Annotated in this window: 18 protein-coding genes; 5 read left to right on the top strand and 13 right to left on the bottom strand. The window is 68.3% G+C overall.

Features of this window, described 5'->3' with window-relative positions; genetic code table 11:
* The first annotated feature begins 214 nt into the window (after positions 1-214).
* Positions 215-1,642, top strand: a complete 1,428-nt coding sequence (locus EPAKOI_RS17480; protein WP_423194533.1) for an NAD-dependent succinate-semialdehyde dehydrogenase — start codon at positions 215-217, stop codon at positions 1,640-1,642.
* Positions 1,643-1,682: 40 nt separating this feature from the next.
* Here the strand turns inward: EPAKOI_RS17480 and EPAKOI_RS17475 are convergent, their stop codons facing one another.
* The 7 genes from EPAKOI_RS17475 to EPAKOI_RS17445 form a co-directional block, all read right to left on the bottom strand.
* Complete coding sequence (locus EPAKOI_RS17475) at positions 1,683-2,879, bottom strand: DUF2252 domain-containing protein (RefSeq protein WP_423194119.1); 1,197 nt, start codon at positions 2,877-2,879, stop codon at positions 1,683-1,685.
* A gap of 51 nt (positions 2,880-2,930) precedes the next feature.
* Positions 2,931-3,287, bottom strand: a complete 357-nt coding sequence (locus EPAKOI_RS17470; RefSeq protein WP_124685489.1) for a cytochrome C oxidase subunit IV family protein — start codon at positions 3,285-3,287, stop codon at positions 2,931-2,933.
* A gap of 8 nt (positions 3,288-3,295) precedes the next feature.
* A complete protein-coding gene (locus EPAKOI_RS17465) occupies positions 3,296-3,988 on the bottom strand; it encodes a heme-copper oxidase subunit III family protein (RefSeq protein WP_124685490.1) in 693 nt (230 codons plus the stop codon).
* An 11-nt stretch (positions 3,989-3,999) separates the two neighbouring features.
* Entirely contained in the window at positions 4,000-4,662 is a 663-nt protein-coding gene (locus EPAKOI_RS17460) for a cytochrome c oxidase subunit 3 (protein WP_124685491.1), read from the bottom strand.
* Positions 4,659-6,416 (bottom strand): cytochrome c oxidase subunit I, encoded by a 1,758-nt coding sequence (gene ctaD / locus EPAKOI_RS17455; RefSeq protein ID WP_124685492.1) that lies wholly within the window; start codon positions 6,414-6,416, stop codon positions 4,659-4,661. Before ctaD ends, EPAKOI_RS17460 begins: the two co-directional genes overlap by 4 nt.
* Positions 6,417-6,434: 18 nt before the next feature.
* Positions 6,435-7,604 carry a cytochrome c oxidase subunit II gene (locus EPAKOI_RS17450; RefSeq protein ID WP_423194118.1) on the bottom strand — a complete coding sequence of 390 codons (1,170 nt, stop codon included), beginning with the start codon at positions 7,602-7,604 and terminating at the stop codon, positions 6,435-6,437.
* A 134-nt stretch (positions 7,605-7,738) separates the two neighbouring features.
* Positions 7,739-8,242 (bottom strand): hypothetical protein, encoded by a 504-nt coding sequence (locus EPAKOI_RS17445; protein WP_124685494.1) that lies wholly within the window; start codon positions 8,240-8,242, stop codon positions 7,739-7,741.
* A 253-nt stretch (positions 8,243-8,495) separates the two neighbouring features.
* Between EPAKOI_RS17445 and EPAKOI_RS17440 the strand changes: the two genes are divergently transcribed.
* Both EPAKOI_RS17440 and EPAKOI_RS17435 read left to right on the top strand, forming a co-directional pair.
* Positions 8,496-8,678, top strand: a complete 183-nt coding sequence (locus tag EPAKOI_RS17440) for a hypothetical protein (RefSeq protein ID WP_092602616.1) — start codon at positions 8,496-8,498, stop codon at positions 8,676-8,678.
* 57 nt (positions 8,679-8,735) lie between these two features.
* The gene (locus EPAKOI_RS17435) at positions 8,736-8,897 is read left to right on the top strand and encodes a hypothetical protein (RefSeq protein ID WP_423194117.1); all 162 of its coding nucleotides are present in this window, start codon (positions 8,736-8,738) and stop codon (positions 8,895-8,897) included.
* A 9-nt stretch (positions 8,898-8,906) separates the two neighbouring features.
* Here the strand turns inward: EPAKOI_RS17435 and EPAKOI_RS17430 are convergent, their stop codons facing one another.
* Positions 8,907-9,092 (bottom strand): rubredoxin, encoded by a 186-nt coding sequence (locus EPAKOI_RS17430; protein WP_124685495.1) that lies wholly within the window; start codon positions 9,090-9,092, stop codon positions 8,907-8,909.
* 79 nt (positions 9,093-9,171) lie between these two features.
* Positions 9,172-13,158 (bottom strand): DUF748 domain-containing protein, encoded by a 3,987-nt coding sequence (locus EPAKOI_RS17425; RefSeq protein ID WP_423194116.1) that lies wholly within the window; start codon positions 13,156-13,158, stop codon positions 9,172-9,174.
* Between the two features lie 300 nt (positions 13,159-13,458).
* On the opposite strand from EPAKOI_RS17425, the gene EPAKOI_RS17420 reads away from it, so the two are divergent.
* Positions 13,459-14,769, top strand: coding sequence for an MFS transporter (locus EPAKOI_RS17420; protein WP_124685497.1), 1,311 nt, complete (start codon positions 13,459-13,461; stop codon positions 14,767-14,769).
* 75 nt (positions 14,770-14,844) lie between these two features.
* Here the strand turns inward: EPAKOI_RS17420 and EPAKOI_RS17415 are convergent, their stop codons facing one another.
* The gene (locus EPAKOI_RS17415; RefSeq protein WP_124685498.1) at positions 14,845-15,903 is read right to left on the bottom strand and encodes an alpha/beta hydrolase family esterase; all 1,059 of its coding nucleotides are present in this window, start codon (positions 15,901-15,903) and stop codon (positions 14,845-14,847) included.
* 372 nt (positions 15,904-16,275) lie between these two features.
* On the opposite strand from EPAKOI_RS17415, the gene EPAKOI_RS17410 reads away from it, so the two are divergent.
* On the top strand, positions 16,276-16,941 hold the full coding sequence (locus EPAKOI_RS17410; RefSeq protein ID WP_423194115.1) for a Crp/Fnr family transcriptional regulator: 666 nt from the start codon (positions 16,276-16,278) through the stop codon (positions 16,939-16,941).
* Here the strand turns inward: EPAKOI_RS17410 and EPAKOI_RS17405 are convergent.
* From EPAKOI_RS17405 to EPAKOI_RS17395, 3 genes are all read right to left on the bottom strand, one after another.
* Entirely contained in the window at positions 16,931-17,791 is an 861-nt protein-coding gene (locus EPAKOI_RS17405) for a DUF2950 family protein (RefSeq protein ID WP_423194114.1), read from the bottom strand. The two genes, EPAKOI_RS17410 and EPAKOI_RS17405, sit on opposite strands and share 11 nt — an antisense overlap.
* A gap of 2 nt (positions 17,792-17,793) precedes the next feature.
* On the bottom strand, positions 17,794-19,146 hold the full coding sequence (locus tag EPAKOI_RS17400; RefSeq protein WP_423194113.1) for a DUF3300 domain-containing protein: 1,353 nt from the start codon (positions 19,144-19,146) through the stop codon (positions 17,794-17,796).
* A gap of 69 nt (positions 19,147-19,215) precedes the next feature.
* Entirely contained in the window at positions 19,216-19,536 is a 321-nt protein-coding gene (locus tag EPAKOI_RS17395) for a hypothetical protein (RefSeq protein WP_423194112.1), read from the bottom strand.
* Positions 19,537-19,560 lie beyond the last annotated feature (24 nt).

Genomic DNA, 19,560 nt, shown 5'->3' with positions numbered 1-19,560 from the left:
ACTGCAGCAACGGCGTGGGTTTCGGACGTGTCAGTCTAGTCTCCGCCCGCGACGGCGGCCAGCGGCGTTGCGCCGACAGCGGCGGCCGATAATCGGCCGACATGATCTCTGTGCGCGTTCCGGGCCGACGCGTTAAGCTTGCGTTTTTTCGACCGATCGTTCGCGGCCGCCGCCCCCGGCGCGCCGTCCCACCCCCGCACAGGAGACAGGCATGGTGTATCAGGATCTCGCCCTCTACATCGATGGAGAATTCGTCAAGGGAGGCGACCGGCGCGAGCAGGACGTCATCAATCCGGCCACGCAGGAACTGCTGGGCAAGCTGCCCCACGCCACCACGGCAGACCTGGACCGCGCGCTGGCGGCCGCGCAGCGCGCGTTCGAGAGCTGGAAGAAGACGTCGCCGATGGAGCGCTCCGCCATCCTGCGCCGCGTGGCGGAACTGACCCGCACGCGCGCCCGGGAAATGGGCCGCGACATCACGCTGGACCAGGGCAAGCCGCTGGCCGAGGCCGTGGCCGAGGTCACGATCTGCGCCGAGCACGCCGAATGGCATGCCGAGGAATGCCGCCGCATCTACGGCCGCGTGATTCCGCCGCGCAACCCGGCCGTGCGCCAGATCGTGGTGCGCGAGCCGATTGGCGTCTGCGCCGCGTTCACGCCGTGGAATTTCCCGTTCAACCAGGCCATCCGCAAGATCGTGGCCGCCATCGGCGCCGGTTGCACGCTAATCCTGAAGGGCCCCGAGGATTCGCCCAGCGCCGTGGTGGCGCTGGCGCGTCTGTTCCACGATGCCGGCCTGCCCCCGGGCGTGCTGAACATCGTCTGGGGCGTGCCGGGCGACATCTCGACCTACCTGATCGAGTCGCCGATCGTGCGCAAGATCTCGTTCACGGGATCGGTGCCGGTGGGCAAGCAGCTCGCCGCCCTGGCCGGCGCCCACATGAAGCGCGTGACGATGGAGCTGGGCGGCCATTCGCCGGTGCTGGTGTTCGACGATGCCGACATCGAGCCGGCAGCCGAGATGCTCGCGCGCTTCAAGCTGCGCAACGCCGGCCAGGTGTGCGTGTCGCCGACCCGCTTCTACGTGCAGGAAAAGGCGTACGACCGCTTTCTGGCGCGCTTTACCGAGGTGATCGGCTCGATCAAGGTGGGCAACGGCCTGGACGATGGCACGCAGATGGGCCCGCTGGCGCATGAGCGCCGCATTGCGTCGATGGAGCAGTTCCTTGACGACGCCAGCCACCGTGGCGGCAAGATCGTGGCCGGCGGCGCGCGCATTGGCGACAAGGGCTTCTTCTTTGCCCCGACCGTCGTCACCGACCTGCCCGACGACGCCAAGCTGATGGTCGACGAGCCGTTCGGCCCGGTGGCGCCCGTGACGCGCTTCAAGGACGCCGATGAGGTGCTGCGCCGCGCCAACAGCCTGCCGTACGGCCTGGCGTCGTACGTGTTCACGAATTCGCTGAAGACGGCGCACCAGGTGTCGAGCGGGCTTGAGGCCGGCATGGTCAACATCAACCACTTCGGCATGGCGCTGTCCGAGACGCCGTTTGGCGGCATCAAGGACTCCGGCATCGGCAGCGAAGGCGGCCAGGAGACCTTCGATGGCTACCTGGTGACCAAGTTCATCACGCAGATCTGATCGAACAGGCCCTCTCCCGCCGCGCGGGAGAGGGCCACCGTCAAGCCTTCAGCCCCCTCGCTTTCCTGTAGTCCTCCGCAAACGCCTTCCACTGCGCCAGCGATACGTCGCGGCCGTGCCGCGCCAGGCGCAGCGCCATCGACTGCCAGCGCCCGCCGGCGGCAAAATCCTGCAGTTTCTCGATCCGGTCGGCCGCCTGATGGCCGCAGCCGCGCAGGTGCGCCCATGCGGCGGCGCGCGCCATGGTGGTGAGCACGTCGATCAGCGCGGCCTTGTCGCGGCAATGCGCCAGGTCCACGCGATCGGTGCTCGGCTGCAGGCTCTTGACCAGGAACGACTCGCGCCGGTCGAGCGCCACGTACGACAGCAGCGCCGGCGACGCCGCCTGCATGACCTGCTGCACCGTCGCCACCCGCTGCCCGTCGCTGCCCCAGTGCGGCTGCTGGTGCCGCAGGTTTTCCCAGGCGCTCGGCATCGCGCGCTTCACGTCGAGCAGCCGGCGCGACGTCGGCAGATGCATCTCGTGGGCCAGCACCACGTAGCGCTCCAGCCCCAGGCTGCCCACGCCTGCCACGCGGGAAGCCACATCCTCCGCGACGAAGCGGTGGCCGTGATGCGTCTGGCGCGAGTAGACCGCGACGATATGCGCGGCCCGCTCGCGTTGCGCACGGCTGGCGCGCTGCGCGTGCTTGTCCAGGTCCAGCCGCAGCCGGCCATTGCGCGTTTCGGTATGCGATGCCAGCAGCGTGCCGCGCTTGCGGCGTTTCACCTGGCGCAGCATCGTGGCCACCAGCCCGGTCGCGGTCGACCGCTCGATCCAGCGCGGCTTGCCGGCCCGCAGCGTCCGCGTGTACTCGGACAGCATGTTGGCGCAGGCCACGCGGGCATCCGCCTCCGACAGCCGGTACTGCTGCCCGGCCACGAGCACGCTGGACAGCATGCGCACCACGTCGACGGTAACGGGCGCCACCAGCGCGTCGTCGAAATCGTTCAGGTCAAAGTACACCAGCCCGTTGTCGCCCTTGAACGAGCCGAAGTTCTCCACGTGCAGATCGCCGCAGACATAGCTCAGCGGCGCGTCGAGCCCGATCTCGCCGCGCAGGGCCGCGGCGTAGAGATGGTTGGTGCCGCGGAAGAACGCGAACGGCTCGGCCGCCAGCGCGGCCAGCTTCATCGTGAGCCGGTCCGGGTCACGGCCGTGGTTGTATATCAGGATGCTTTCGGTGGCAGCGTGCATGGGCGAGGTCCAGGATGGCACGTCGCGGCGCACGCCGCCCACATGGCGACGTCAGCGGAAGAAAGCGCCGCGCGTGAGGAAAGTGTAATCCGCTTCCGCCGCCATCAGCCACACCAGCACCAGCAGGCATAGCGGCGGCAGCAGGATCGCACAGATCAGTGCCATGCGCTCCCAGGCCATGTGCATGAACACGGCGATGATCAGCCCGGCCTTGAGCGCCATGAACAGCAGGATCAGCGACCAGCGCAGGTAGCCGGTCAGGTGGTAGTAGTCCACCATGTACGACAGCGTGGACAGCACGAACAGCAGCAGCCAGACCTTCAGGTAGACCCCGATCGGGTGGGCCTGTCCGCCATGCTCGGCGGCCGGTTCGGCATGCGGGGATGCCTGGGTGGGAGTCGACGCCATGTTTCGCCTCACCAGAGATAGAACAGCGCGAAGATGAAGACCCAGACCAGGTCCACGAAGTGCCAGTACAGGCCGGCAATCTCCACGGGCTGGTAGTTGCCGCTCAGGTCGTAGTGGCCGCGCAGCACCTTGCTGGCGATGAACAGCAGGTAGATCACGCCGCACGTGACGTGAAAGCCGTGGAAGCCCGTGATCATGAAGAACGTGGAGCCGAACTGCGCCGCGCCCAGCGGATTGCCCCATGGCCGGATACCTTCGACGACGATCAGCTTGGTCCACTCGTACGCCTGCATGCAGACAAAGACCTCGCCCAGCCACGCGGTCACGAACATCAGCTTGGCGCAGGCCAGGCGGTCGCGCCGGTAGGCACAGTTGACCGCCATGGCCATCGTGCCGCTGCTGGTGATCAGCGTGAACGTCATGATGGCGATCAGCAGCATCGGCACCGGATGCCCGCCCACGTCGATGGCAAATACCTCGCTCAGGTTCGGCCATGGCACGGTGGTGGACATCCGCACCGTCATGTAGCCCACCAGGAAGCAGCTGAAGACGAAGGTGTCGGACAGCAGGAAGATCCACATCATCGCCTTGCCCCACGACACGTGGAAGGCACGCTCGTCCGAGGCCCAGTCCGCGACGAGGCCGCGCAGCCCCCCGGGCGGATGGCCGTGGGCCGGTTCGACAGCGACTTGCGAACTCATGGCGCCCCTCCCTATCGTCTGCCGCAGAGATAGTCGACGACCTCGGGCGTCAGCCACCCCAGCACGCCCAGCAGCACCACCCACACCGCGAGCAGGAAGTGCCAGTACCGCGCGCACAGGCCGATACGCATCAGCGTGCGGCTGCCGCTGCCGCGATCCAGCGCGACGAACGCAAAGCCGATCAGTCCGCCGATCATGTGCAGGCCGTGCATCGCCGTCAGCATGTAGAAGAAGCTGCCGGCGGGATTGTTGGCCGGCACCACGTGCGCCGCGTACAGCGCCTGCCAGGCCCAGAGCTGGGAGGCGACGAAGGCCACGGCACCTAGGCCGCCCAGCCGCAGCGCCGTGCGGGCACGCGGCATCCGTCCCCGCCGCGCCGCGCGCGCCGCCATGGCCATCGCCACGCTGGCGGCGGCCAGCAACGCGGTGGAGAGCCAAACCTGCCACGGCAACGCGATCCGCTGCCAGTCCGGGCTGTCCATGCGCATCACGTAGGCGGTCAGGAACAGCGCGAACAGCGACGTGACCACGCCCATGAACACCCAGAGGCCCGTGCTGCCCGGCGCGCGCTGGCCGTGGCCGTGCGCGGCATCGCCGCCGGGTCCGCTGCCCGATGACTCCGGCGATGCGCGGAAGACGGCGGCGCCCGTCTGTGCGAGGGTTTCGGCTGTCATGCGATCGCTCCCCGGCTCGAATACGGTTCAGGCTCGGCGCCGCCGGCATCGGGCGGTGCGTTCTGGGCGATGAAGTCTTCCTGGGCGCCCGGCACGCTGTACGCGTAGGCCCAGCGGTAGACCACCGGCAGTTGCGGGCCCCAGTTGCCATGCACGGGCGGCGTCTGCGGCGTCTGCCATTCCAGCGACGCCGCGCGCCACGGATTGGGCCCCGCCACTGCCCCGCGCCGCAGGCTCCAGAACAGGTTGAAGACGAACAGCAGTTGCGCCGTGGCCACCACGAACGCGGCAATCGAGATGTACATGTTCATCGCGTGCGCCGATTCGGGGATGAAGCTGTAGTTGTCCCAGGCGTAGTAGCGGCGCGGCATGCCGAGGATGCCCAGGTAGTGCATCGGGAAGAAGATGGCGTAGGTGCCGACGAAGGTGACCCAGAAGTGGATGCGGCCCATCGTGTCGTCGAGCATGCGGCCGGTGACCTTGGGATACCAGTGGTAGAGGCCGCCGAATACCACCAGGATCGGCGACACGCCCATCACCATGTGGAAGTGGGCCACCACGAAGTACGTGTTCGACAGCGGAATGTCGACGCTGACATTGCCCAGGAACAGCCCGGTCAGGCCGCCGATCACGAAGGTGCTGATGAACGCGATGGCGAACAGCATCGGCACCGAGAAGTGGATGTCGCCGCGCCACAGCGTGATGACCCAGTTGTAGACCTTGATCGCCGTGGGCACCGCGATGATCAGCGTGGTGGTGGCGAAGAAGAAGCCGAAGTACGGGTTCATGCCGCTCACGAACATGTGGTGCGCCCACACCACCACCGACAGCAGCCCGATTGCCAGGATGGCCCAGACCATCGTGCGGTAGCCGAAGATGCTCTTGCGCGAATGCACGCTGACCAGATCCGACACGATGCCGAACGCGGGCAGCGCCACGATGTACACCTCGGGGTGGCCAAAGAACCAGAACAGGTGCTGGAACAGCAGCGGGCTGCCGCCCTTGTAATTGAGCTGCTGGCCCATGGAGACCATCGCCGGCATGAAGAAGCTGGTGCCCAGCGTCTTGTCCAGCAGCATCATCAGGCCGGACACGAACAGCGCCGGAAAGGCCAGCAGCGCCAGGATCGTCGCCATGAAGATGCCCCAGACGGCCAGCGGCATGCGCAGCAGCGTCATGCCCTGCGTGCGCGCCTGCAGCACCGTGGTCACGTAGTTCAGGCCGCCCATGGTGGCCGCGACGATGAAGATCAGCAGCGACACGAGCATCAGGATGATGCCCCAGTCGTGGCCCGGCGTGCCCGGCAGGATGGCCTGCGGCGGATAGAGCGTCCAGCCCGCGCCGGTGGGCCCGCCCGGCACGAAGAAGCTGGCCAGCAGCACGATCACGGACAGGAAGTAGACCCAAAAGCTGAGCATGTTCAGGAACGGGAACACCATGTCGCGCGCGCCCACCATCAGCGGGATCAGGTAGTTGCCGAAGCCGCCCAGGAACAGCGCCGTCAGCAGGTAGATCACCATGATCATCCCGTGCATCGTGACGAACTGGTAGTAGCGGTTGGGGTCGATGAAATCGAACTTGCCCGGAAAGCCCAGCTGCATGCGCATGAGGTTCGACAGCGCCACGCCCACCAGCCCCACGAAGATGGCCACCAGCGTGTACTGCACGGCAATCACCTTGTGGTCCTGGCTCCAGACGTAGCGGGTCCAGAAGCTTTGCGGGCCGTGGTGCGCGGCGTCGTCGGCGTAGGCCATCGTATCCTCCTCGGGCTCCTATTTGCCGGCCTGCGGCTTGGCCGTGGCACCCGTGCCCAGCGACCGGATGTAGGCGGACAGCGCCGCCACCTCGGCATCGGTCACCGGCGTCTTCGGCATGAGCGGGCCGAACCCCTTGATCAGGCGCGCGTGCGGGTCCTCGATTTCCTTCTTCAGGAAGGCGTCGTCGACGGTAGCGTTGCTGCCGTCGACAAACTGCTGCGTGGTGCCGTACAGGCCCTTCCAGGTGGGGCCGACGCTGGCGCCGCCGTCCACGCTGTGGCAGGCCACGCAGCCCTTGCCCTGCGCCAGCGCCCGGCCCTGCTCGGCCAGGTCGCCGCCGCCCGTGGGGCCGGTGCCGGTGCCCGTGCCCGGCGCGGCGGCCGGCTGTGCCGCGCGTGCCTGGGTCATCGCGAAGGTCTGCTGTTTCGCCAGCCAGGCGTCGAATGCGGCCCCGTCTTCCACCACCACGTGGCCGCGCATGTTGTAGTGGCCCACGCCGCATAGCTGCGCGCAGAGGATGTCGAACCGGCCCGCCTGCGTGGGCGTGAACCAGAACGATGTCACCATGCCGGGCACCATGTTCATGCGCGCGCGGAACGGCGGGACGTAGAAGTCGTGCAGCACGTCTTTGGACCGCAGCAGCACCTTGACCGGCCGGTTTAGCGGCAGGTGCACCTCGGGGCCGGCGATCACGATGTCGTCCTGGCTGTTCGGGTCCTCGGGATTGAGCCCCAGCGGATTGCTGGCGCTGACGAAGCGCGCGTCGGTGGTGCCCAGTTCGCCGCTCCTGCCGGGGAAGCGGAACCCCCACTGCCACTGCTGGCCCACCACTTCCAGCACCATCGCCTCGCGCGGCGGGCGCACGTAGTCGGCATAGACGATCAGGCCCGGCGCCAGCAGCGCCATGATGCCCACGGCGCTCAGGCCGATCAGCCAGCGCTCCAGCCGGTGGTTCTCGGGCTGGTAGGCGGCGCGGTGGCCGTCACGATGCCGGAAGCGCCAGACGATGTAGCCCAGCAGCAGGTTGATGACGACGAAGAACAGGCCGGTGATGACGAGGGTAATGATCAGCGTGTCGTCCATCTGCTTCCAGTTGGACGCCAGCGGTGTCAGCCACCAGGGGCTCAGGAAATGAAAGAGCACCGAAGCGGCAACCATGATGACGAGCACGATTGCGATCGCCATGTCCCCTCCCTCGCGTACGCAAGGAAACGGGCCGGCAAGTGCGCCCGTTCACGCACGTGGAATAAGCCTAGTGCATCGACTCAGGTCACTGCAAGGCGACATGGTCGCCCGTGGGTACGCGCGGGCGCACGCGCCTAGTGCACGACATCGCGCGATTCAAGCTTCCAGTAGCACAGCGCGATGCACATGCCGAACAGCAGGTGCCCCACCAGCGTGTGCCAGCCGCGCGCCTGCACGAACCACGGAAAGGCCGCCGTCATCACGTAGAAGTTGAACAGGTAGACCACCAGCCCGAACACCGCACCCACCAGCATCGACATGCCGATGCTGGAGTCGAGCTGGAACGGCGCGATGATGGCGCACAGCACGCAGCCGAGTATCGCGCCGATCACGAAGTGGATGACCAGCGCCACGGCGACGGTGCTGACGCTGAACATCGAGGTCTGCAGCACCTCGCGCCCCATCACGATGGCCGCGATCATGCGCGTGGTGCCCCAGGGATGCACGCCGGCCACCATCGACGACCAGAACAGCTCGACGACAAGCAGCAGCGCCCCGGCGGCCAGCCCCGACACCGCCGCGGCGGACCAGTCCGGCAGACGACGCACGTAGTGGTGCGAATGCATGTGCAGTTCCATAGCTTCCTCCTGGAGGCCGGTGGCGCATGATGGCCATCATGCGTCCAGCATAGGACACCTGCCGCCAGAAGCGAGGGACGCCCGGCGCCACACCAGAAGCCTGCCGAAGCCCATGTCTCCGATGCGATACCTGGCCGCCGGCTGCGCACGTGACGCGTTTCAAACACCGCGGGACAACCCTGAGCGCCCCGGCCTTGTATTCGCCACACACGGCCTATACTGGATGCACAAGGAAGCAAGACAGGAGACCGCCATGATCCACGTCCAGGCGCATGATCTTGTGTTTTTGATCCCCATGGCACTCGTTGGCCTGCTGGCGATGGGTGCGATTCCGGTGGCCGCCAAGGCGCTGCGCATCAGCTGCCGTTGCGCGGGCGCGATCATCGGTGTACTGCTCGGGGTGCTGGTGCTGGAGGCGCTGCCGCTGCTGATCTAGCGGCCGCTGTTTCGAGAAAGAGAGAGAGAGAGGCACCTTCGGGAGAAGGCGGCGCGTATGTCGCTGACGCTGTTGGCCGCCGCCATGGCGGCACTGCTCGTGCTGACGATCGGCGCGGCGCTGTGGCGCTGCGGCCATCCGCATCGCATGCGGTACCGGCGCTGTGCCCGCCGCCGGGCCGGGCTTGGCAGGGCGCGCAGGCACGCCCCATCACACTGAAAGCCTGCTTCAGATCTCGATCATCGAGAAATCGGCCTTGTAGACGTCGCACTCGGGGCAACGCCAGTCGTCCGGGATGTCTTCCCAGCGCGTGCCCGGGGCGATGCCGTCGTCGGGCCAGCCCTGTTCCTCGTCGTACACCCAGCCGCAAATCAGGCAAACCCACGTCTTGTAGGCGATCGCTTCCTGCTCCAACACTTGCTCCTGTGAAATCCATTTGGTCGTCCGGGCCGAATGATACGTGGTTTCGCCCGGACGCCAGGGGACCGTCCGGCTACTGCCGGATCGAGAAATCGACGCGGTTCGGCGCGCCCTTGTCCTTGATGCCCTCGGGCGTCAGCTTGGGCGCGGTCAGGAACAGCTTGGCGTCGGGTATCTTGCCGTCGCGTTCCAGCGACTGCTTGACCGCCAGCGCGCGCTGGTCCGCCAGCGCCCGCAGTTCGGTATCGGTGACCGGGGCGTTCTGCAGCAGCAGCCTTTCCATCTCGGCCGGCGGCAGCGACTTGTTCAGGCCGATGAAGTTGGTCGGCTTCTTGAACGATTCGCGCTTGTACACGGCTTCCAGGTACTTCGGATACTCCTGCTTCGACACCGTCACGCGTGCGCCCTGGTCGCCGCCTTCGCCTTCCCCGGCCTGCTCGCCCGCCTGCGCGGACCGGCGCAGCTCGCGCTGCTTGGCGTTCGCCACGCGCTGGTCCAGCCATACGCGGCGCGCGCCGTCGGCGTCGGTGGCCGGGTCGATGCGGCCGCTGATCTCCAGCCGCAGCGACGGCCGGTCGTTCAGCGCCTTGCCCACGGTCTCGATCTTCTTGCGCGCCTCGTCGGACAGTGTGGACGACCCCGGCGCGAACTCGATGTAGCCCAGTTCCTCGCCCCCGCCGCCAAACGCCGACGCGATCAGCGAGAACGGCGACGTGATGGCCTTGGTCAGCAGGTTCACGATCACGCGCAGGATCACGCCGCCGATGCTGAACTCGGGGTCCGACAGCGATCCCGACACCGGCAGGTTGATGTCGATGACCCCGTTGCGGTCCTTGAGCAGCGACACGGCCAGCAGCACCGGCAGCTTGACCGCGTCGGGGCTGTCCACGCGCTCGCCGAAGGTGAGCTGGTCCAGGTACAGGTGGTTGCGGGCATCGAGCTTGCCGTTCTCGATCTTGTATGCCACGTCCACCGTCAGCTTGCCCTTGGTGATCGGATACCCCGCGTACTTGGCCGCGTATGGCGTCAGCCGCGTCAGTTCCACGCCGGCCGCCTTGGCCGCGATGTCCAGGTAGAGCTGCTCGCCCAGCGGATTGAGCTTGCCGCTGATGCTGACCGGCGCGTCGTCGTCGAGCCGGCCGTTGAGCACCAGGTCTGCCGGCGTCGGGTCCGCCGACGACACCTTGGACACCGACCCCTTCATGTCGGTGAGATTGGCGGAATAGTTGGGCTTGACGAAAAAGTCGGAAAAATTGATGTTGCCCTTGTTGATGGTGACGCCGCCCAGGCGGATCTGCGGCTTGGGGCCGGCCGGCTCGGCGGCCTTGGCCTGCGCAGGCGGCGCAGCGGGCCTGGCCTCGGGCGCTGACGCCGGGCTGGCCTGCGTCAGGCTGGTAGACGGCGCGGCCTCGCCCTTCTCGGCGCCGCCGGCCATCACGTCCTGCAGGTTCAGCCGGCCGTTGGCATTGAGAATCACGCGCGCATAGAAATCGTTCAGCGCCACGTTCTGGATTCCCACCTGCATCGGGCCGCGCGCCTCGTTCATGTTGAAGTCGATGCCGTTGACCGACAGCGCGCGCCAGCGCAGGAAGTCGTCGCCGGAGATGCGGTCGACGGTGCGCACATTGCCGGCCAGCGCGTTGCCGGTGAAACGCACGGCGATCGGCTTTCCGGGCGGCGCATCGTAGGCCAGCTTGCCCTTGAGCGTCATCGTGCCGCTGCGCAGCGCCGCGTTGAGGCGGTCCGCCAGGTACGGCTGCAGCGGCGCCATGTCCAGCTCGCGCAGATCGAGCTGCAACTGCGCGGCAGGCCCCGTCGGCGTCACCTGCCCGTCGATGTTCATCACGCCCTTGCGGCCGCTTTCTGCGTGGAACTTCATCGGCAGCGCGCCTTGCGACAGCGGCCACGTCACAGTGCCCGTGGTCAGGCCGATATTGCGGAACTGGTGGATGACCGGACGGCCACGGTTGGCCGCGGCCGGCGCATAGTCGGCCAGCCGGGCCTCGCCGCCATCGACGGCGACCTTGCCGACGCGCACTTTCCAGCCCGGCGCCGCAGCGCCATTGGCCGGCGCGGCGCCGGGGCGGGCCGCCGCCTTCTGATCGGCGGCCTTCTGCTGCGCGGACTGCGTGGCCCAGATCTGCGCCGATTCCAGCAACTGGCCGCGATGGTCGCGCGTGGCCGAGATGGCCGGCTTGACCAGCGCCACCTGTCCGGCCTCGAAAGTCTGCCTGGCCAGGTCGAGCTGGATGTCGTCGAGTACCAGCTTGTCGGCCTTGAGCAGCGGCAGGCTGGCGCCTTCGGTGTCCGGCGCGCGCGCCACCCGTACCGCGCGGCCGCCCCGTGCGCCCGGGCGCGGCGCCGCGACGGTCAGCCCCGCGCGGTCGTCGCGCTCGTTCGCGGCGGCGGCCGGCGTGGCAGGCATCTTCACCGGCTCGCGCGTCGACACGTACACCGGCGACAGCTCCACGCGCGACTTCTGCAGCGTGAACTGGAAGACCGGCTGGGACCACGCCATCGCATAGTGCAGCTCGGCGTTGACCGCCGTCTTGCCGAACTGGCTCTGCAGTTCGCGCGGCCACCAGGCCGAGAAGCCCTGCGGCTGCAGGCCGGCCGTCTCCAGCGTGCCAGACAGCGTGCCCTTGTTCAGCGCCAGTTCGCCGCTGTGGCGGATCGTCTGCCCATTGGCGATTGTGATATTCGCGTCAAGCCTGGCAGGTTTGTCGCCGCTGCTGGCCAGCCCGGCCACTTCGACATTGACCGGGCCGATATCGAGCTTGCCGGGGCCGGAAGGCGCCAGTTCGTCGACGAATCCCAGCTTGGCGTCCTTCAGGACCACGCGCTCCACCGCATACGACCACGGCACCTCGCCGGCCTTGGGCGGTGCCTGCACGCCAGACGCCGCCGGCGCCGATGCCGCTGCCACGGGCGCGGAAGCCGGCGCAGCAGCAGCCGGCGCAGCAGCAGCCGGCGCAGCCTTTGGCACCGGCGCGGCCTCGGGCAGGAAAGCCGTGGCCAGGTTCAGCGATCCGTCCGCGCGGCGCAGCGCCTGCAGATCGAACCCTTCCAGGTCGATGCGCCTGACCTGCGCCTTGTGGGCCAGCGGCTCCACGCGCGCCAGGTCCACGGCCAGCCGGCCCGCGCGGATCAGCGGCGCACCGGCGCGGGTGACCACATCGGCCTCGCGCAGCGTCAGCGTGCCGGACACATAGAGGTCCTGGCGATCCTTGTCCTGCCGGAATCCCACGTTCAGCCGCGTATCGAGCAGCCCGCCCTTGACCTGCGCGTCCTTCAGCCTGGGCGCGAACGCCATGTAGCGGGCCACCTCCAGCCCGTCGAGATTGACGTTCAGGTCGGTCTGGCGCGTATCGGAAAACGGTTGCGACGTGCCGGCCAGCGCCAGCGGCGTGCCGTTGATCTTGGCGAACAGCGTCGGGCGCGTGTTGATCGTCGCGTCGTGCGGCAGGTTCGACAGGAACGGCAGCGTCAGCGTGAAATTTTCCACGCGCTGCAGGGTGTCCAGCGCCTTGTCCTCGTAGACGAAGCTCGCGTTGGTCACGGCGATATTGCTGACCGAGAACCTGGCCGGCTCGCTGTCGGCCGGCTTGGGCGGCTGCGCGGCAAAGCGGTCCTGGATGTCGGCAAAGCTCATCTTGCCCGCCGCATTGCGCACCACGTGCACGCTGAGCCGGTCCACGTGCAGGAAGTCGACCACCGGGGCGAGGCGCCAGATCGACGCGGCCGCCGCATCGGCCTCCACCTGGCCCAGCTTCAGCATCGGGGTCTTGCCGTCGGGCTCGAAGATGGTCAGGTCGTTGAGCGTGGCGCCCAGTTCGAACGGCCGCACGTGCGCGGCGCCCAGCGTGACCTTGCGGCCCAGGGCCTCGGTGGCGTGTTTCTCGACCAGATACCTGATCAGCGGCGGCCCGCCGAAATAGCCGGCCAGGCCAAACAGCGCCACCGCGGCCACCACCCCGCCCGCCACGCGCCACGCCATGCGCCGGCGCGGCGTTGCCATGGCCGCCCCTGTCGCAGCCTGGATCGAATCCTTGAAAGCCATGTCACCTCGGAAAATATGACCCCGCGCCCGTCGCGCTTTGTGCCCCGGATTTCACTTGTCATGCATGATGGAGACGGATTATGGCAGCCCACCGTGCGAATGCGTAATGAATATGATCAGCGTCGGAGTCGCCCAGCGTCGTTCTGGTATCTTTACGCCTTTGCGAAGCGTCCCGTCGTGCCCGCCAGCTTACCCGCCGGCCCGGTTCGCCAAGTTCGTGTCGTCATCCCCACGACCGTCCCCCTCCACGCCATCCGTGTTGCGCGCTTCGCATGTGAATGTATCCATGCGAGTCTTTCCATGTCCACCTCCAGCAGTACTGCCGGGGCAATGGGCGCGCCAGGCGGCCCCGCCGCCCGCCCGCTGACCGGTCAGGACTACAAGACGCTTGCCCTTGCTGCACTGGGCGGCGCGCTTGAGTTCTACGATTTCATTATTTTTGTCTTTTTTGCCAAGGTCATTGGCCAGCTGTTCTTTCCGGCGTCCGTGCCGGACTGGCTGCGCCTGCTGCAGACGTTCGGCATCTTTGCCGCCGGCTACCTGGCGCGCCCGCTGGGCGGCATCATCATGGCGCACTTCGGTGACCTGCTGGGCCGCAAGAAGATGTTCACGCTGTCCATCCTGCTGATGTCCGTGCCGACGCTGCTGATGGGCCTGCTGCCCACCTATGCGTCCATCGGGCTGCTGGCGCCGATGCTGCTGCTGGTGCTGCGCATCCTGCAGGGCGCGGCCGTGGGTGGCGAAGTGCCGGGTGCCTGGGTGTTCGTGTCCGAGCACGTGCCCCGGCGCCATATCGGCTACGCCTGCGGCACGCTGACGGCGGGCCTGACGGCCGGCATCCTGCTGGGCTCGCTGGTGGCCACCGGCATCAACGCGATGTTCGACCCGCAGGCCCTGCTCGACCACGGCTGGCGCCTGCCGTTCGTGCTCGGCGGCGTGTTTGGCGTGGGTTCGATGTATCTGCGGCGCTGGCTGCATGAGACGCCGGTCTTTGCCGAACTGCAGCAGAAGAAGGCGCTGGCCGCCGAAATGCCGCTCAAGGCCGTGGTGCGCGACCATCGCGGCGCCGTGCTGATCTCGGTGCTGCTGACGTGGATGCTGTCCGCCGGCATCGTCGTGGTGATCCTGTTGACGCCCACCTACCTGCAGACGCTGTTCGGCTTCGACGCCCGCACGGCACTGGTGGCCAACAGCGCCGCCACGCTGTGCCTGTCGATCGGCTGCATCGTGGCCGGCGTGCTGGCTGACCGCATCGGCGCCCGGCTGACGCTGTCCATCGGCGGCGCCTTCCTGGCGGGCACGGCCTACCTGCTGTACACCACCATCGGCGCGCGTCCGGACCTGCTGCTGCCGCTGTACGCGCTGGCCGGCTTCTTCGTCGGCACCATCGGCGCCGTGCCGTTCGTGCTGGTGCACGCCTTCCCGGCGCAGGTGCGGTTCTCGGGCCTGTCTTTCTCGTACAACGTCTCGTATGCGATCTTCGGCGGGCTGACGCCGGTCATCGTGTCGCTGATGCTGAAGACGGACAAGCTGGCCCCGGCGCACTACGTCGTGGCCGTCTGCATCATGGGCATGATTACCGCCCTGTTCATCCGCAAGCGCGAAGCCTGACGCCGCGCCGCGCGCAAAAAAAGGGGGAAGGCCACCAGCCTTCCCCCTTTTTCATTGGCCAGTCGCCGCAGGGCGTCAGGCCACCCGGCGATGCTGCCGGAAGAACTGCCACATCAGCCAGCTCGCGTCGGGGCCGATGTCGCTGTGGTACTGCACGCTGGCATCGCCGCCGCTCCAGGCGTGGTCCAGCCCCGCCACTTCCACAAGCCGCACCAGATCGCGATTCCAGCGCCCGAAACGGGCCTCGCGATAGTCGCCGTCGGCCAGCGGGGGCGCGTCATTGGCGCAGTCCATGCGGGTGCCCAGCTTGTCGTAGAGCCCGTTGTAGGCCAGGAACTGGCGCGCCAGCAGGCGGCCATTGACCGGGTTCACGGCGTCGTCGGTCATGCCATGGACGACGATGGCCGGCATCTCCGGCCCGCCCGGCGTCACGCCGGCGGCATCGAGCAGCAGCGCCGGCTCGGACTCTGCGCCATGGCGCATGGCCCGCAGCCCGGCACGCGGATTGTCGGCGGCACCGATCACGACGCCCGAATGCAAACCCACTGCAGCCACTTTCTCTGGATAGCGCAGCGCCACCACGGCCGCCATGGCCGCGCCGGCCGACAGGCCCGCCAGATAGATTTCACCCCGGCGGACGTCTGGCCGGGCAGCCAGTTCGTCGACCAGCATCGCCACGGCCTGCGCCTCGCGTCCGCCCTCGCCAGCGCCCAGGTCGAACCACTGCCAGCAACGGTGCACGGACCGGCGCAGCGGCTGCTGCGGATAGGCGACGATAAAGCCCTCGCGCTCGGCCAGCGCGTTCATGCGCGTGCCGGCGGCCAGGTCTTCGGGCGTCTGCTGGCAGCCATGGAGCATTACCACCACGGGCAACGCCCCCTTGGCGCCGGAAGGCATATAGAGCCGGTACGACAACTGCGGCACCAGTTCGCCCGGCATGGGCGCCAGTGCCAGCTTGTGGGACTGCCAGACGCCCGGCAGTTCGGCCGGGGCCGGGTCCAGTGGCCGGCGTGCAGCCGGCAGCGCCGGATCGAGACGCGCCAGCCAGGATCGGAATTGCTTCCCGGTGCGGTGCTGCGCACGGCCTATTTGCCGCAGTTGCGCATCCCAAACCGGAGACAGGCTTTTGGCCATATGAGAACTCCTGCTCATCTAGGAACGAGTCCCCTCCTGTATTGTGCAACGCAGCATAGCACAGCCGGCGTGATGGATTGGGGGCATTGTCTGCAAGATGCAACATGAAATAGCGAAACAACGCCGACCGGCCGGTCGCCCTCACCCGATCGCGGGATGTCCTCCTCAAATTGCTTATCGCAGACGATAAAAGAATGCAGAACGACGCCCGATGAACGAAGTTGGCGGCGGCCTATACTCGGCAGTACGCCCCGAACCGGATCGATCCGCGCCGCGATGCCGCCGCAACTTTCCACCTCAAGCGCCCCATGCTGCACCCTTTGCCCGTTCCGTCCGGCGTGCAGGCTGGCCTGCGGCAATGCGGCATCGCTGATGCCGCGCACGGTCACGCTGCGCGCAGGTGACGTGCTCTACATACAGGGACGCGCGGCCCGCGCGGTCTATCCGATCCGCGCTGGCGGGGTGAAGCAGGTTTTCGAGACGGGGATTGGCTGGCGCCAGGTCAGCGGCTTCCTGCAACCCGGCGACGTATGCGGACTGGAAGCGCACGAGGCCGATGCCCACGACGCCACGGTCATCGCGCTGCAGGACACCGAATGCTGCGCGATTGCGGTGGAAACGCTGCGGCCGATGCTGCGGGACGACCCCGGCATCCGCGCCGCCGTGGTGGCGATGCAGCGGCGCCACGCGCGCCGGCAGGCCGAGTTGCTGGTGGCGATCGGGTCGATGAAGGCGGCCCAGCGGCTGGCGATGCTGTTGCTGGACCTGGCGGCGGAACAGGCGCGCCGGGGCGTGGCGGACGGCGTGCTAACGCTGGCGATGACGCGCAACGACATCGCCAGCTATCTCGGCCTCACGTTGGAAACGGTTTCCCGGCTGCTGTCGCGCTTCGGCGCCGCCGGGCTGATCATCGTGCGGCAGCGCAAGCTCCGCATCGTCGATCCGGACGGGCTGGCCGCCGTGCATGCCGATGGCGACGCCGTCGCGGCGCCCGCACCGCACGCCGCCGCCCAACCGGGCCCTCCGGCTACTCCTTAGCCACTTCCTGCCAGCCGTCGGGCGCGAACGTGCGGATGGCGCCGGCGCGGGCCGCCGTGCCCTTGCCCAGGTCGCGCTCGAAGAACCGCCGCTCGCTGTCGAGCATGAACGCATGCACGCCCGATTCGCCATAGCGGGCCGGCCACGCCACGAACGCGAACTTCGCATCGCTGCCCTTGGGCGGGGCGATGATGCGGTAGCGGTAGCCGTAGTACGCGTCGTCGGGCGGGGTCTCCGGGCCCATGGCCAGCGCGTCGGGCCCCAGCGGGCTGTCGTTGTCGGCCGAGGCGGACGGCCAGTACAGCCCGTTGGTCTTGCCCGGCGTACTGACCAGTTGCCGCGCGTAGCTGCCGTGGCCGACCTGCTCGGCATAGCGCTGCTGGGCGTCGGCCAGTTGCAGCAGCGTGTCCATGGCGACGATCTCGTTACGGCCGATGCGCCGCACGCGCACCTCGCGCTCGCCGGCCGCCAGGTCGAACTGCCAGCCAGCCTTGCGCCGGACGATCGGCACCGGAAACGTCCAGCCGCTGCCGCCCACTTCCACACTGGCCGCGTCGTCGCCGTCCTTGCGCACGGCATGGTGGCTGGCCCAGGCGCCCAGGAAATCGTAAAGGTCCTGCTGGTCGAGTTGCGGCGGCACGATGCGGCGGTACTGCGCGCCAAGCACGCGCTGCAGCGCGTCGGGGTCGCTGCGGGCCACGCCGTCGCCCAGCGCGTCCATGGCGGCCTCGGGCGTCGGGAACACCTGCTGCGCCATCGCGGCCGGCGCGGCCAGCAGCGCCGCCGCGGCCAGCACGCGCAACGCCTGCCATGCCCCGCCGATGCGGCCCGTTGTCTGGTTGCGCTTCATCGTTATCTCCGACCGTGACCGAAATGACCGCCGCCCCCGCCTCCACCGCCGAAGTGGCCACCGCCGCCGCCCCCGCCCTGGAAGCCGCCGCCCGTGCGTGCCGGCATCGCGCGCTGCGGCGTCTGGCCGACGTTCACACGTTGCAGGCTGCTGCCGCCGCGGCTGGCCTGCTGGCGCATCCGGTCGCCATTGCCGGCATCGCGGAATGCGTTGTTGCGATTGGTGTCGCGCGCCCGGTTGCGCGCCTCGTGCTGGTCCAGGCGCTGCCGGTCGGCGCCGGCGGGACGCGGGTTCTGTCCGCCGCCCTGGCGGTTGACCCCCGGTGCGTGATGGCCCGCGATCGACTGGCCGGTGCGGCCTTCGAACGATTGCGCGGCGCGCTCGCGTGCGGCGTCGCGGCTCTGGCGGTTCTGCACGCCGCCGCCGTCCTGGCCCAGCCGCCGCTGGCCCTGCACGCCGCCTTGCCCCGGGCGCTGGCGATTGGCCAGCCCCTGCTGCCGCTGCGCGTCGAAGCGGCTCGCGACATTCGGGTTGTTGTACGGGACGTTGCCGCGATGCGCGGCATTGTGCTGCCAGTTCACGTTGGCCCGGTTCACGTCGAGCCGCTGGTTCACGTTGATGTTGTTGTAGCGGTTGACGTTGATGTTCACGTCGTGGCCGCCCCAGTCGAACCCGCCCCAGAGCGCATCCACGGCCGCCACGCCAAGGCCGAAGCCGATGCCCGACACCAGCGCCGTGGCGAACACCGAGCCCGGCGGCGGCGGATAGTACGCGGGCGGATAGGCCGGATACGGCCACGTGCCATAGACCACGGTCGGGTTGTAGCTCGGCACGTAGACCACCTGCGGATTGGCCGGCTCGATCTGGACCACCGTGGTGCCGCCAGTCTGCTGCGTCACCACCTTCTGCTGCTCGGTGGTCTTCAGCGTGCCGGCCTGCTGGGCCTGCAGGCGCAGGCGCTGCACCGAATCCATGACGTCATCGGGCTGCGCCAGGAAGGCATCGCCCACGGACTGCACCCACTGCGGCTGGCGGCCCATCATGTCCATCACCGACGGAAAGGCCACCAGCGACTGCACGCTCGGGTCCCACGGCTCGCTGGCCACGGCCTTGGTGGCGGCATCGCCAGACAGGCTCGCGTTCGACTTCGACCACTGCGCGGCGGCCGCCACGTCCGCGGGATACGTCGACGCCATCAGCACCTGCGACAGCAGCGCATCGGGATAGAGCGCCACGGGCGCCAGCAACTGGTCAAGCTGGGGCTTGTCGAGCCGGGCCTGCGCCCAGGCGCCGCCGGCGCCCGCGAGCAGGGTCAGCCCGAGCATCCAGGCCAGGATTCGTTGCACGCGCAACATGATCGCTCCTTCCATGACGAAAAACGACCACGGCTCGCCTGCCCGGCCCTCAGGCCCGGGCCGCGCCGGCTACTTGCGGGCCTGTGCGCACTGCTGCCGGTAGGTTTCCTCCAGCCGCTTGCGCTCGGGCGCGCGTTCCAGCGTGGAGTACTTGCGGCCGTCGGCCGTGGTCACCGTGGATTGTCCTTGCGACCACTGCGGCCCGGCGGGCAGCGCATTGATCTTGTCGAGCAATTGCCGGCAGTGTTCGCGCTGCGAGGTGCCCGGCGTACCGCCCGGATCGTCCACGGTGGACGTGGCGGGATCGAGCATGCGCGGCGGCAGCGGCGCGATCATCGGCGCCGACGGATCCGCCGGCGGCGTCTGCCCTTGGGCGACGAGCGAAACCATGCATCCTGCTGCGGCGATGGCAGC

The organism is Cupriavidus sp. H18C2 (assembly GCF_049393795.1).
In the GTDB taxonomy this organism is placed as follows: Bacteria; Pseudomonadota; Gammaproteobacteria; order Burkholderiales; family Burkholderiaceae; genus Cupriavidus; species Cupriavidus pauculus_C.
Note: the sequence above shows the minus strand (reverse complement) of the source record. Positions and strands in the feature narration are given on the sequence as shown.